At 61.8% G+C, this 12,699-nt stretch carries 11 protein-coding genes; 4 read left to right on the forward strand and 7 right to left on the reverse strand.

Going from position 1 to position 12,699, the window contains the following annotated elements:
- Positions 1-72: 72 nt before the first annotated feature.
- On the reverse strand, positions 73-3,726 hold the full coding sequence (gene putA, locus AC1RDJ_RS10135) for a trifunctional transcriptional regulator/proline dehydrogenase/L-glutamate gamma-semialdehyde dehydrogenase (protein WP_493027343.1): 3,654 nt from the start codon (positions 3,724-3,726) through the stop codon (positions 73-75).
- Positions 3,727-3,933: 207 nt separating this feature from the next.
- Between putA and AC1RDJ_RS10140 the strand changes: the two genes are divergently transcribed.
- Together AC1RDJ_RS10140 and AC1RDJ_RS10145 are read left to right on the forward strand one after the other, a co-directional pair.
- A complete protein-coding gene (locus AC1RDJ_RS10140) occupies positions 3,934-4,389 on the forward strand; it encodes an Lrp/AsnC ligand binding domain-containing protein (protein ID WP_010393827.1) in 456 nt (151 codons plus the stop codon).
- 204 nt (positions 4,390-4,593) lie between these two features.
- Positions 4,594-6,159 carry a methyl-accepting chemotaxis protein gene (locus AC1RDJ_RS10145; RefSeq protein WP_493027344.1) on the forward strand — a complete coding sequence of 522 codons (1,566 nt, stop codon included), beginning with the start codon at positions 4,594-4,596 and terminating at the stop codon, positions 6,157-6,159.
- A gap of 53 nt (positions 6,160-6,212) precedes the next feature.
- On the opposite strand, the gene AC1RDJ_RS10150 is transcribed toward AC1RDJ_RS10145, so the two are convergent.
- Positions 6,213-7,193 carry a LysR family transcriptional regulator gene (locus AC1RDJ_RS10150; protein ID WP_071325928.1) on the reverse strand — a complete coding sequence of 327 codons (981 nt, stop codon included), beginning with the start codon at positions 7,191-7,193 and terminating at the stop codon, positions 6,213-6,215.
- A gap of 198 nt (positions 7,194-7,391) precedes the next feature.
- Here AC1RDJ_RS10150 and AC1RDJ_RS10155 point away from each other — a divergent pair, with 198 nt between their 5' ends.
- The gene (locus AC1RDJ_RS10155; RefSeq protein ID WP_071325929.1) at positions 7,392-7,697 is read left to right on the forward strand and encodes a hypothetical protein; all 306 of its coding nucleotides are present in this window, start codon (positions 7,392-7,394) and stop codon (positions 7,695-7,697) included.
- Between the two features lie 63 nt (positions 7,698-7,760).
- Here AC1RDJ_RS10155 and AC1RDJ_RS10160 read toward each other — a convergent pair whose 3' ends face one another.
- From AC1RDJ_RS10160 to AC1RDJ_RS10180, 5 genes are all read right to left on the reverse strand, one after another.
- Positions 7,761-8,357 carry a chalcone isomerase family protein gene (locus AC1RDJ_RS10160; protein WP_493027345.1) on the reverse strand — a complete coding sequence of 199 codons (597 nt, stop codon included), beginning with the start codon at positions 8,355-8,357 and terminating at the stop codon, positions 7,761-7,763.
- Positions 8,358-8,466: 109 nt separating this feature from the next.
- Positions 8,467-8,733: a YfhL family 4Fe-4S dicluster ferredoxin gene (locus AC1RDJ_RS10165; RefSeq protein ID WP_071325931.1), complete on the reverse strand. Its 267-nt coding sequence runs from the start codon at positions 8,731-8,733 to the stop codon at positions 8,467-8,469.
- Positions 8,734-8,752: 19 nt separating this feature from the next.
- Complete coding sequence (gene coaD / locus AC1RDJ_RS10170) at positions 8,753-9,250, reverse strand: pantetheine-phosphate adenylyltransferase (RefSeq protein ID WP_071325932.1); 498 nt, start codon at positions 9,248-9,250, stop codon at positions 8,753-8,755.
- A gap of 100 nt (positions 9,251-9,350) precedes the next feature.
- Positions 9,351-10,010, reverse strand: a complete 660-nt coding sequence (gene rsmD, locus AC1RDJ_RS10175) for a 16S rRNA (guanine(966)-N(2))-methyltransferase RsmD (protein WP_198043842.1) — start codon at positions 10,008-10,010, stop codon at positions 9,351-9,353.
- A 220-nt stretch (positions 10,011-10,230) separates the two neighbouring features.
- The gene (locus AC1RDJ_RS10180; protein WP_493027346.1) at positions 10,231-11,136 is read right to left on the reverse strand and encodes a DUF6279 family lipoprotein; all 906 of its coding nucleotides are present in this window, start codon (positions 11,134-11,136) and stop codon (positions 10,231-10,233) included.
- Positions 11,137-11,163: 27 nt separating this feature from the next.
- On the opposite strand from AC1RDJ_RS10180, the gene glmU reads away from it, so the two are divergent.
- The gene (gene glmU / locus AC1RDJ_RS10185) at positions 11,164-12,540 is read left to right on the forward strand and encodes a bifunctional UDP-N-acetylglucosamine diphosphorylase/glucosamine-1-phosphate N-acetyltransferase GlmU (protein WP_493027347.1); all 1,377 of its coding nucleotides are present in this window, start codon (positions 11,164-11,166) and stop codon (positions 12,538-12,540) included.
- Positions 12,541-12,699 lie beyond the last annotated feature (159 nt).

A 12,699-nucleotide genomic window follows, 5' to 3' on the forward strand; every position in this document is an offset into this window, starting at 1 on the left:
TTCCACGCCGTGTGCATAAAAAAAGGGCAGAACCACTGGTTCTGCCCTTTTCATTTACTTTCTGCCTAAAATTTAAACACTCAGCATCATCAGGCTGGCATTCCCGCCGGCCGCCGTCGTATTCACGCACAGCGCCCGCTCAGCGACCAGGCGCCACAGGGGGATGACAGCCTCCTCCGTGGTGGCGATCGTGCCCACCAGGGCCCCGTCACGGGCCGCCAGCAGCGGTTTGAGCAAGCTATCGAGGCTGGGCTCGATCATGGCGATCTGCACGTCGTGCTTGACCGACGCCATGTTGGTGATGACCTGGATGCGGTCCTTCAGCGCGGCCGGCAAGTCACCGGGGATCAGTTCGGGCGACTGCGCCAATACGAGGGCCTGGTTGCCGGTGGCCAGGACGGCCGCCAATTGATTCATCAGCACGCCTGACGTGGCTGCCGCGCACAGGATGGTGCCGCGCGCGGCAAAGCTCAGGGTATTGCGCTCGCCCGTCGGGCCCGGCAAGACGGTGGTGCTGCCCAGCAAGGTCGTGCGCGCGTATTCCTGCGCCAGCTGTTCCACCTTGTCGTGGCCATGCATCTTCGCCCACACGGTCAGCGCGTCGAGCGCCGGCGCCGCCTGGCGCTGGTGCTGCGCGCCGGCCGGCGCATTGCGCTGCAGGCGTTTCAGGTACAGGGGACCACCCGCCTTCGGACCCGTGCCCGACTTGCCTTCGCCGCCGAACGGCTGCACGCCGACGACAGCGCCGACGATGTTGCGGTTGACATAAATATTGCCCACATGCGCGCGCTTGGTGATGAAATCGATGGTTTCGTCGATGCGCGTATGGATGCCCAGGGTCAGGCCATAGCCGCTGTCATTGATCGATTGCACCAGTTGCGGCAGTTCGGCCCGCTTGTAGCGGATCACGTGCAGCACGGGGCCGAAGACTTCATGCGTCAATTGGTCCAGCGACTTGATTTCCAGCACGGTCGGCGCGACAAACGTGCCTTTTACCGTAGGCAGGCCCAGCGAGAAATGGTCGATGGCCACGGTTTTCATCTTGTTGATGTGCGCCAGCAAGTTGCCTTGCGCTTCCGCATCGATGACGGGACCGATATCGGTGGCCAGGCGGTCAGGATTGCCAACGCGCAATTCCTGCATGGCGCCTTTCAGCATGTGGATGGTCTTCTCGGCAATTTCTTCCTGCAGGAACAGCACGCGCAGGGCCGAGCAGCGCTGGCCGGCGCTGTCGAAAGCGGACGACATCACGTCCTGCACCACTTGTTCGGGCAAGGCGGACGAGTCGACGATCAGCGCGTTCTGGCCGCCCGTCTCGGCGATCAGGGGAATGTCGATCGACTCGTTCACGGCGCGCGCGGCCAGGTTGCGGTTGATCAACTGCGCCACTTCCGTCGAGCCCGTGAAAATCACGCCTTTCACGCGCGCATCATTGCACAGGCCGGCGCCAACGACTTCGCCGCTGCCCGGCAGGAATTGCAGGGCGCCGCGCGGCACGCCGGCCGCGTGCAGCAGCTGCACGGCGCGGTGGGCGATCAATGGCGTCTGCTCGGCCGGCTTGGCCAGCACCACGTTGCCCGCCGCCAGGGCGGCGGCCAGCTGGCCCGTAAAGATGGCGAGCGGGAAGTTCCACGGGCTGATACAGGTGACGGGGCCGAGCGCCAGGGTATTGGGCGCGTGCTCCACCTGCGCCGCGTAATAGCGCAGGAAGTCGACGGCTTCGCGAATTTCCGCGATGGCGTTCGGCAGCGACTTGCCCGCCTCGCGCACGGCCAGGGCCATCAGCTCGATATGGTGTTCCTCGAACAGGTCGGCCGCGCGCTGCAACGCTTGCGCGCGCAGCGACGGTTCCGTCGTTTGCCAATCCATGGCATACGCGCTGGCGCTGGCCAGGGCCGTTTCCACGTCGGCCGGGGCCGCTTCCATGACCTTGCCCACGATATCGTCGTGCTGGGCCGGATTGTGGATGGCGTGCGTGGGCGCGTTCAGGCTGACGGCGCCATCGATCAGCGGCGCGGCCTGCCATTGCTGCTGCAGCGCCAGGCCGGTGGCCAGGGTGCGCACCGTGTCTTCATTCGACAGGTCGAGTCCGGCCGAGTTCTTGCGCTCGCTGCCAAACATATCGAGCGGCAAGGGAATCGACGGGTGCGGCAAGCCGCCCTGCAGGCGCGCCATTTCCAGCGGATCGCGGATCAGGCTATCGATGGCCACGCTTTCGTCGACGATCTGGTTGACGAACGAGGAGTTGGCGCCGTTTTCCAGCAGGCGGCGCACCAGGTAGGCCAGCAGGGTTTCATGCGAGCCGACGGGGGCGTAGATGCGGCAAGGCTTGTCCAGGTTGGCCGGACCGACGACCTGGTCGTACAAGGTCTCGCCCATGCCGTGCAGGCACTGGAATTCGTAGTCGGTGATGCCGTCGCGCTTGGCCCAGGTGTAGATGGTCGACAGGGTTTGCGCATTGTGCGTGGCAAATTGCGGGTAGATCAGGCTGCTGGCGGCCAGCAGTTTTTGCGCGCAGACCAGGTAGGACACGTCCGTGTAAACCTTGCGCGTATAGACGGGATAGCCTTCCTGGCCATCGACTTGCGCGCGCTTGATTTCCGCGTCCCAGTACGCGCCTTTCACCAGGCGCACCATGAACTTGCGGCCGCTGCGCTTGGCCAGGTCGATCAGGTAATCGATGGCGAACGGGCAGCGCTTCTGGTACGCCTGCACCACGTAGCCGATGCCGTCGAAGCCGGCCAGATCTGCATCGAAGGCCAGGGCTTCCATCAGGTCCAGCGACAGTTCCAGGCGGTCCGTTTCTTCCGCATCGATGTTGAAGCCGATGTTGTACTGTTTTGCCAGCAGCAGCAGCGCCTTGACGCGCGGCAGCAATTCTTCCATGACGCGGGCGCGCTGGGCGCGGCTGTAACGCGCATGCAGGGCCGACAGTTTCACGGAAATGCCGGGGCCGTTCTTGATGCCGCGGCCATTCGATGCCTTGCCGATGGCGTGGATCGCCGTTTCATACGAGGCGTAGTAGTTGGCCGCGTCCTTTTCCGTCAGCGCCGCCTCGCCCAGCATGTCGTACGAGTAGCGGTAGCCGCGCGTTTCATTGTCGCGGCTGTTCTTCAGCGCTTCCTCGATGGTCTGGCCCGTGACGAACTGGTTGCCCAGCATGCGCATGGCCAGGTCGACGCCCTTGCGTATCAGCGGCTCGCCACCCTGGGCGATGAGTTTGGTCATGGCCGAACCGAGGCCCGATTCGCTGCTGGTACTGACCAGTTTGCCCGTGATCAGCAAGCCCCAGGTGGCCGCGTTGACGAACAGCGACGGCGATTCGCCCAGGTGCTTGCGCCAGTCGCCCTTGCTGATTTTGTCGGCGATCAGGCGGTCGGCCGTTTGAGTGTCGGGTATACGCAACAGCGCCTCGGCCAGGCACATCAATGCAACACCCTCTTCCGACGATAGCGAGAACTCGTGCATCAGTGCATCGACGCCGGACGCGCGTGTGCGTTTTTGGCGCACGGCGGACACGAGGCGGTGCGCCAGGGCCTGGCCTTCGGCCGTCGTTTCGGTGCTGCTGGCGCGTACTTGTTGCAGCAGCCACTGCACGGCGGAAACCTCGTCGCGCCTATAGGCGGCGGTGATGGCGGCGCGTTGTGGCGTCGCTTCGGGCAGGATTTCCGCCTGGAGCGCAGCAAAGGGAATCGGGGTAAAAGCCGAAGGGCCAGCAGGGTGCATAGGAGCTCTTTACAAGGAAAAATGGGACGAAACTCGCGGTAATTCTTGCTCTTTTTTGGTGCAAAAAAATACAGAAAGTCGAACGTTAAGATGATTCGATTGTAAAGGGGATTCTTATGGATTAATTCTGGTAATACAGAGGACTAGCAATAGATAGTTTTTGATGCGACAATTTAACCAAATAATATTTATACGGGGGTGATTCGAATGCTGGACAAGATCAGTAAGAAAATCTTGATGGAATTGCAGAGCGATGGTCGCATCAGCAATGTGGAGCTGGCCGCGCGCGTGAACCTGTCGCCGGCCGCCTGCCTGGAGCGCGTGCGCAAGTTGCACGAATCCGGTTACATCATGGGCTATACGGCCCAGTTGAACCCGCAGTTGCTCGATGTCTCGCTGCTGGTCTTCATTGAAGTCGTGCTCGATCGCACGACACCGGAAGTGTTCGACGCCTTCAAGCATAGCGTACAAATCATTCCAGAGGTACTGGAATGTCATATGGTGGCCGGCGGTTTCGATTACCTGGTCAAGGCGCGCGTCAAGGATATGGCTGCCTACCGCGAATTCCTGGGCAAGACGCTGTTGCAAAAAGGTGTGCGGGAAACCCACACTTATGCCGTCATGGAAGAAGTGAAAAACACGACCAAATTGCCGATTAAGTGACCTCGATGTAGCAGGTCCACTTTTCTGATTGAGCTATCGGAACAAATGTTGTAGGGTAGAACTACTATTCTGCTATCCGGTAGCCGCCTGACACGACGCGCAGACGTCAGGTTCAGGGTGCAAGGCGGGCAATCGTGCCCCCCGCATACGGTTACAGCACGTCCCCGCCTAGGGGGCGTGACGGGTTCTCGCAGCGGGGGACAAATGAAGCAGTTGCGGCATCAGCTGGTGCGTTTCCTTGTTTTCACCGTTCTGGCCATGGCCGTGGCCTGTTGCCTCGTCTATCTGCTCTTGCTGGCGACGGACGGCGGTCCTTCCCCGTATCTGATTGCCTGCGTGGCGGCCCTCACCGGCGCCGCGCTGCTGGCGTTTGCCAGCCGTGCGCGCGGCGAACCCGGCCTGCACCAGTTCGCCGATACGGTGGGCAAGGCCATCGACGCCATCATGATCGGCGCGGCGGAAACCTCGTATTTTGTCGATTCCGTCAAACAGAAGGTGGAACTGGACGTGCAGACGGCCAGCGACATCGCCGACAGTTCCGGGCAGAACGCCGTGATGACGGAAAAGATCGCCGCCAACGCGGAACGGGCCGCCAGGGTGGCTGCCGGCGTGCGCGAGGAAAGCGTGGCGGCGCGGGCCGAAGTGAACCAGGGCTTGCAGCGCATCAATCGCGCGCGCGAGGAAGCGCAAGGGGCGTCCAGCACCATGCTGAGCCTGCAGGAAAAATCCAGGCGCATCACGGGCTTTACGGAAGCCATTTCCGATATTTCCGCGCGCACCAATCTGCTGGCGCTGAATGCCGCCATCGAGGCGGCGCGCGCCGGCGAACACGGCCGCGGCTTTGCCGTGGTGGCCGGCGAAGTGCGGCAACTGGCGCAGCGCACCAAGGAAGCCTCCGATGAAATCAGCGTGATGGTGCGCGAAATCAATGAACAGTCGGAAAAAGCCGCACGCGGCATGAGTTCGCTTGCGGCCGGCGTCACGGAAGCGGCGCGCAACGTGGAAAGCGTGCACGCATCGCTCAGTCACATCGAGGAATCGTCGGGCGTGTCGGAAGACGAGATCGGGCAAATCGCCCGCGCCTCGCGCGAACACGTCGATACGACGCAAGTGATCGCCGACGCCATCCTGCAAATCCGCGACAGCATGTTGTCGACGAATGCCGAATTGCCGCGCGCCACGCAATCGGCGATGGCCCTGGCCGAGCGGGCCGAAGTGATCGCCGGCGCCCTCGGCGAAGCGAGCGTGGCCACGCCGCACGACGAGATCCGCCTGGCCGCCCAGCGCGCCGCGCGCGAGGTGGGCAAATTGTTCGAGCAAGCCATCGCCTCGGGCCGCATCACGCGCGAAGCGCTGTTCGACCGCCGTTACCGCCCCATCCCGAACACGAATCCGCCCAAGCACAACACGCAGTTCGACGCATTTACGGACAAGGTCTTGCCGGACTTGCAGGAAGGCGTGCTGGCCGCCCTGCCGCACCTCGCGTATGCGGGCGCCGTCGACAACAATGGCTATTTTCCCACGCACAACAAGAAGTTTTCCCAGCCGCTGACGGGCGATTACGCCACCGATATCGTCAATAACCGCACCAAGCGCATCTTCAGCGACCGCACGGGCGCGCGCTGCGGCAGCAACACGAAGCCGTTCCTGTTGCAGACGTACAAGCGCGACACGGGCGAAGTCATGCACGACCTGTCCGTGCCGATCCACGTCGATGGCAAGCACTGGGGCGGTTTCAGGATTGGGTATCGCTCGAGCAATCACGCATAGCAAAACGCCTGATGCGTGATCATCAGGCGTTTTTTCTGCTCGCGGCTACGGGCTTACTCGATATGCGGCTTGGGCGCCACGCCGCCGCCGGCCGCCGTGGCCGAACGCAGGGTGGGCGTATTCATTTCTTCCAGGTGGTTGCGCAGCCATTTGTGCGCCGGGCTGCGCGCATCGCGTTCATGCCACAGCATGTCCAGGTGGACGGCCGGCAAGGTGAACGGCAAATCCTTGTACAGCAGGGATTCCGTCATGCCCGTCGAGGCGATCAGATGGCGCGGCAAGACGGTGATCAGGTCGGAATTGGCCACCACGCGTCCGGCCGTGAAGAACTGGTTCACCGTCAGCAAGATGCGCCGCTCGCGGTGGATCTGCGCCAGCGCCTCGTCGACGAGGCCATGGGCACGGCCGGAAAAGCTCACCAGCAAGTGATTTGCCGCGCAATAGTTGTCCAGGTTGAGTTCCACCTTGGCCAGCGGATGGCCGCGCCGCATCACGCACACATACTTGCCGGAATATAAACGCTCGTGGCGGATGGGCGAACTGGTGTCGCTCGACAACTGCGCCGCCACGCCGGGAAAGAAGCCCACGGCCAGGTCGATGTCGCCGCGCAGCAGCATGGGGCGTGGTTCGCGCGTGGTCAGCGGCATCATGCGCACGTTGACGCCCGGCGCTTCCCGTTCGATCGAACGCATCAGCGAGGGCAGCCAGAAGGCGGCCGTGGCGTCGGCCATGGCCATGCGGAAGGTGGCGTGCGTCTTCGACACGTCGAAGGTTTCCGGCGTGACGGCCGCTTCCAGGCTGGCCAGGGCCGAGCGCACGGATGGCCACAGGGCTTCGGCGCGCGGCGTCGGTTTCACGCCATACGCCGTGCGGATCAGCAATTCGTCACCGAGGCTTTCGCGCAGGCGCTTGATGGCGTTCGATACCGCCGGCTGCGTCATCGCCAGGTGGCCGGCCGCGCGCGTCAGGTTTTGTTCCGTCATGACGGCGTCGAAAACGCGCAGCAAGTTCAGATCCAGCGTCAGAAAACTCATGGAAAGCCCAAGGTAAAAGTTGAATTCAAATAATTTAACTAAGAGTGTAAACCGCGCCGGGCACGAATATTTTCACTCGTAAAAAAATATTACAGTTTTCCATTCACGATTCATATAATTGGTATCAGGAAATGGAATTAGATTTATATGTTGCACTGCACTATAGTACTGGCAAATTCTATAATGCACTGGAACAGTATGTCTACCTTCGCCTCCGCCCTGTACGCAGTATCCGCACCCGTGCTGGAGATTTCACTGCTGAACGCCCTGCAAATCGCGCTGCTGATCGTGGCCGCGGGCGCCGTCGCCCTGCTGTTCAAGCCCTTGCTGGTGGGTATCGCGCGTGCCATGGTGCTGGTGGTGCGTCCCAAGCTGAGCCGCGAAGAGCGCCTGGCGCGCCAGCAGATGCGCGAAGCGCAAGCGCTCAAGCGCACCCTGGGCAAGATGGATGGCGTGTCGCCAAGCAACGCCGCCGAATTGCGCGCCTTGTCCACCCGCGCATAAGGGCGCTGTTGCCAGATGACTAGCCGGTGCCTGCACCGGCTTTTTTTACGCCTGCGTTGTGCGTCAGGCCACCTCGCCCAGCAAATGCGCGCGCAGGACAGTGTCGGCCGGATGGGCGCCGATCCAGATTTTCAGCAGGGCATTGTAGAACGCCAGTTCCGGCACCTTGTCGCCCACCTGCTTGCCGTTCAGCCGGCATAAGGTACCCTCTTCCGGCAGCCAGTCCACGGTCAGGATATCGCCCTTCTTCAAGCCCGGTACCATCTCGAACATGGCGCCGAACTGCATCGTCTGGCCCAGCAGGCGCGTACGGTCGGCCTGGTCCGAACTGCGCTTCAAGCCCTGCATGAAGGCTTGCCCCAGCTCGTCGGAACTGACGTCGCGCAGCATGACGATCTCGAGACGGCGCGGGCCGGGCAGCGCCAGGATGTCGGCCAGCTGGTTCTTCTTTTCCGGCAAGTACAGCGCGATCGTGTAGATCTTGAAGATGACCTTGTAGCGCACGCCGGCGCCGTTGAGTTTCAATTCGCGGCTGGCCAGCTGCACCGTCTCGTCGAGCTTGACGCCGCCCACCTCGACGGCCAGGACCGGCTGCGCCAGGGCGCCGCACAGGCAGGCGGCGGCCAGGGCGCGGGCCAGACGGGATGTGCTGATATGCATCTTCTGCCTCCGTGGAGAAACCAGTGCTGTGGATAAGTCCGCACAAGCACACAGTGTAGAACAGTTGGCAGAAGCTGGCGCCACGCAGAAGTGGCGCGGGAGGATGGTGTTATGCCTTGGGGGCGGGCAGTTCCGCCTGCAGGCGCTCGTACTTGGCCATCAGCTGTTCCGGGCTTTCGCGCCAGGCGGGATTGAAGGGGATGCAGCTGACGGGACACACTTGCTGGCATTGCGGCTCGTCAAAGTGGCCCACGCATTCGGTACACTTGTTGGGATCGATTTCGTAGATTTCCGCACCCATGTAGATCGCGTCATTCGGGCACTCGGGCTCGCAAATGTCGCAATTGATGCATTCGTCAGTGATCAGTAGTGCCATGGCTTAATTCAACTCTAGCTTATTCGGGTAAGGCAGCATTGGCGGCAATCTTGTTTTGCAGCCAGCGGTTCACCGAGGGGAAGACAAACTTGGAGACGTCGCCGCCCAGCGCCGCGATTTCGCGCACGATGGTGCCCGAAATGAACTGGTATTGGTCGGACGGCGTCAGGAACATGGTTTCGACATCGGGCAGCAGGTAGCGGTTCATGCCCGCCATCTGGAATTCGTATTCGAAGTCGGAGACGGCGCGCAAGCCGCGCACGATGACCCTCGCCTCGTGCTTGCGCACGAAATCCTTGAGCAAGCCGGAAAAGCTTTCCACCTGCACATTCGGATAGTGGCCGAGCACTTCGTTGGCGATTTCCAGGCGTTCGTCGAGCGAGAAAAACGGTTGCTTGTTCTTGCTGTCGGCCACACCGACGATCAGCTTGTCAAACAGACCCGATGCGCGGCGCACCAAATCTTCATGACCACGCGTGAGCGGATCGAATGTTCCTGGATAAACGGCTACAACCATTGCGGCTCCCTAACGATGCACCAATATAGACGCGCATTATGCCTGAAATTGGGGCATCGCCTTGGGCTGGGGGCAGCTTCTGCTCAATTTATAGGCAGATTCAGGCCGTTGCCGGCACTTTGTTGTAAGTTAGCAAATGATAGAAGACGGTGCCCGCTTTATCGGCGCGGATGACTTCCCACGGCGCCATCCATTCCGGCTTCTCCAGTTCGCTTTGCTCGTCGAAGACCAGCGGCAAGCCCGATTCCGCGTAGACCATGCCGCCTTCCTTGAGCAGGTTGGCGCACAGGGGCAGGACCTTGGCGAGGAAATCCTGCTGGTACGGCGGGTCGAGGAAGATCAGGTCGTAGCGCTGGCCGCGCGACGCCAGGCCTTGTGCCGTCAGCAGGGCATCGCCGCGCAGCAGTTGCACGTTGTCGGCGCGTAATTTGGCCTTGTTTTCTTCCAGCTGGCGTATCACGGGCGTATGCGTGTCGACCATGGTGACGGCGGCGGCGCCGCGGCTGGCCGCTTCGAAGCCGAGCGCGCCGCTGCCGGCGAACAGGTCCAGCACCTGGGCGTTGGACCAGTCGCCGTCGCGCAAGTGATTGATCCAGTTAAACACGGTTTCGCGCACGCGGTCCGGCGTGGGGCGCAAGCCCAGTGCCTGCAAGACAGGCAGCACGGAGCGTTTCCATTGGCCGCCGATGATGCGCACCTGGTTCGGTGGCGGCGCGTGGTGGACGGGCACTTTGGCGGGTTTTTTAATTTTCTTTTGCATGGGCATTTAAAACGCCTAACAAAACCTACTGCGCGTCGCGATGTGCGGCCGGCGATGCGCACTGTGCATTCGCACAGCTGCACTTCTTAGCCACCACTCACTGCCGCCCGCTACGGTTTTGTTAGGCGTTTGATTTCTTCGATTCGATGGCGGCCACTATAGCATATGGCCCCCTCGCCCCGCGCCAGGGCCCCCTGCTGGCGCTGGCGCGCGCACGGCCCTATTTGGGCTGGCTGGCCAAGGCGGTGAAATCGTCGATCCAGCCCTGCATGCGCTTGATGGCATGGGCTTTTTGCGCGGGCGTGGCGATCTTGATCACCGTCAAGACCAACTGCGCCGTGCCGTCCTGGTAGGCATCGAAGAAGGCCTTGCGCTCGGAATGCTCGAGGCGCTCGAAACTGTCCTTGATCAGGGTGTTGATCAGGGTCACGGTGGCTTCCTTGCCGAGCTTTTCCTGATGCACTTTCTTGACCAGGTTCAAGACATTCTGCTGGCGCCGCATGCGTTCGTCGAGCCAGATCTCGTTGTCCAGCGGACGCGCGTCGGATGCCTTGCGAATGATGGCTTCCTGCTCGCTGCTGAAGCTGCCGAACCACAGCTCGAATTGCTCCATGGATTTCTTGTAGCGCAGTTTCTGGCGCTTGTCCTTGTCGCCGCTCAGGTATTTCTTGCGATAGTCATCATTGTTCGCCTTGAACTTCTTTTCCATCTGCGCAATTTGCTCGGGCTTCAGCGAACGGGCCAGCTCGGCCAGGTCGGGCGCGGCCTTTTGCAGCAGCGCCTGGGTGCGGTGCTTGATCTCGCTGTAGTCGGCCATCAGGTCCGCCTGCGTGACATTGCCTTGCAGCTGCTTCTGGCCCGTGCGCAGGATGTCCACGTAATCCTTCAATTGCGTCTTGCGGTGCCAGTCGAACAGTTTGTCGATATCGTCGCGCACCCAGCCCTTCTGGTCGCGGTCCAGGTCGACATAGGCGTTCAGCCACCAGTACAGCACGGTATCGCCGTTGTTGTAAGCGAGGCGCAAGCCGCTGCAGCCGGCCATGACGACCAGTACGATGGCCAGCACGGCATAAGTAAAGCGGCTGAAGCGCGTGGAATACGGGGCCTGCGTGTTAAACTTTTTCATATTCTTAACTTAAAAAACTTACGGTCTATGAACGTTGTCATTCTCGCTGCCGGTATGGGCAAACGCATGCAGTCGGCACTGCCCAAAGTCTTGCACCCGCTGGCTGGCAAGCCGCTGCTGTCGCATGTGATCGATACGGCCCGCAGCCTGGCGCCGTCCCGATTATGCGTGATTTACGGGCATGGGGGCGCAGCGGTGCTGAAGTTGCTGGACGGCTACAAGACGCAGCATGACCTGGCGGTCGACGCCGCCGAGCAAACGCAGCAGCTGGGTACGGGCCATGCCGTGCAGCAAGCCGTGTCCTTGCTGGACGACAAGGTCCCCACCCTGATCCTGTACGGCGACGTGCCATTGACCAGTGCCGATTCCCTGCAGCAGCTGGTGCAGGCAGCCGGCAGCGACAAGCTGGCCATTCTCACCGTCGCGCAGGACGATCCCTTCGGCCTGGGCCGCATCGTGCGCGAAAACGGCGCCATCGTGCGCATCGTCGAGGAAAAGGATGCCACGCCAGAAGAGCGCGCCATCCGCGAAATCAACAGCGGCATCATGGTCGCGCCCACCGTGGCCCTGAAGAAATGGCTGTCGGCCCTGTCGAATGATAATGCCCAAGGGGAATACTATCTGACCGATATCGTCGCCCAGGCCGTCGCCGATGGCGTGGCCGTCACCTCGGCCCATCCGGCCGCCGTGTGGGAAGTGGCTGGCGTCAACAGCAAGGTGCAACTGGCCCAGCTCGAACGCATACACCAGAACAATATCGCGCAAGCCTTGCTCGAGCGGGGCGTGACCCTGCTCGACCCGGCCCGCATTGACGTGCGCGGCGAGCTGATCTGCGGCCGCGATGTCACCATCGATGTCGGCTGCGTATTCGAAGGCCGGGTGGAGCTGGGCGACGGCGTGCGCGTGGGCGCCAACAATGTCATCATCAACGCCAAGGTGGCGGCCGGCGCGCACATCAAGCCGTTCTGCCATATCGAGGACGCCGTTGTCGGCGCCGCCTCCATCATCGGCCCGTATGCGCGCCTGCGTCCCGGCACCGTGCTGGCCGAAGACGTGCATGTGGGTAACTTCGTGGAAGTGAAAAACAGCCAGATCGCCGCGCACAGCAAGGCCAATCACCTCGCTTACATCGGCGACGCCACCATCGGTTCCAAGGTCAACATCGGCGCCGGCACCATCACCTGCAATTACGATGGCATCAACAAGTTCCGCACCGTCATCGAAGACGATGCATTTATTGGCAGCGACAGCCAGCTGATCGCGCCCGTCACCGTCGGCAAGGGTGCCACGCTGGGCGCCGGCACGACCCTGTCGAAGGATGCGCCGGCCGGCAAGCTGACCGTATCGCGCGCCCGGCAAGTGACGATCGACGGCTGGACGCGTCCGGTGAAAATTCCCAAGTAAGCGGGTATACCCTCCAGTGCGCATGACGCCGCCAACCTGACCGGGTTGGCGGCGTTTTTTTTATGTTCATCGAGCCGGTTTCATGCCTGTGGGTAAGCCTGTGGAAAGTTGGCGCACAAGATGGGATAACTGGGCTATTCAGCGCTGCCGTGTCCCCAT

The organism is Janthinobacterium sp. GW822-FHT07H10 (assembly GCF_058798675.1).

Bases quoted from the DNA above. Each gene is read 5' to 3' on its own strand.
- putA (WP_493027343.1), bottom strand. From the start codon at position 3,726: ATGCACCCTGCTGGCCCTTCGGCTTTTACCCCGATTCCCTTTGCTGCG.
- AC1RDJ_RS10140 (WP_010393827.1), top strand. From the start codon at position 3,934: ATGCTGGACAAGATCAGTAAGAAAATCTTGATGGAATTGCAGAGCGAT.
- AC1RDJ_RS10145 (WP_493027344.1), top strand. From the start codon at position 4,594: ATGAAGCAGTTGCGGCATCAGCTGGTGCGTTTCCTTGTTTTCACCGTT.
- AC1RDJ_RS10150 (WP_071325928.1), bottom strand. From the start codon at position 7,193: ATGAGTTTTCTGACGCTGGATCTGAACTTGCTGCGCGTTTTCGACGCC.
- AC1RDJ_RS10155 (WP_071325929.1), top strand. From the start codon at position 7,392: ATGTCTACCTTCGCCTCCGCCCTGTACGCAGTATCCGCACCCGTGCTG.
- AC1RDJ_RS10160 (WP_493027345.1), bottom strand. From the start codon at position 8,357: ATGCATATCAGCACATCCCGTCTGGCCCGCGCCCTGGCCGCCGCCTGC.
- AC1RDJ_RS10165 (WP_071325931.1), bottom strand. From the start codon at position 8,733: ATGGCACTACTGATCACTGACGAATGCATCAATTGCGACATTTGCGAG.
- coaD (WP_071325932.1), bottom strand. From the start codon at position 9,250: ATGGTTGTAGCCGTTTATCCAGGAACATTCGATCCGCTCACGCGTGGT.
- rsmD (WP_198043842.1), bottom strand. From the start codon at position 10,010: ATGCAAAAGAAAATTAAAAAACCCGCCAAAGTGCCCGTCCACCACGCG.
- AC1RDJ_RS10180 (WP_493027346.1), bottom strand. From the start codon at position 11,136: ATGAAAAAGTTTAACACGCAGGCCCCGTATTCCACGCGCTTCAGCCGC.
- glmU (WP_493027347.1), top strand. From the start codon at position 11,164: ATGAACGTTGTCATTCTCGCTGCCGGTATGGGCAAACGCATGCAGTCG.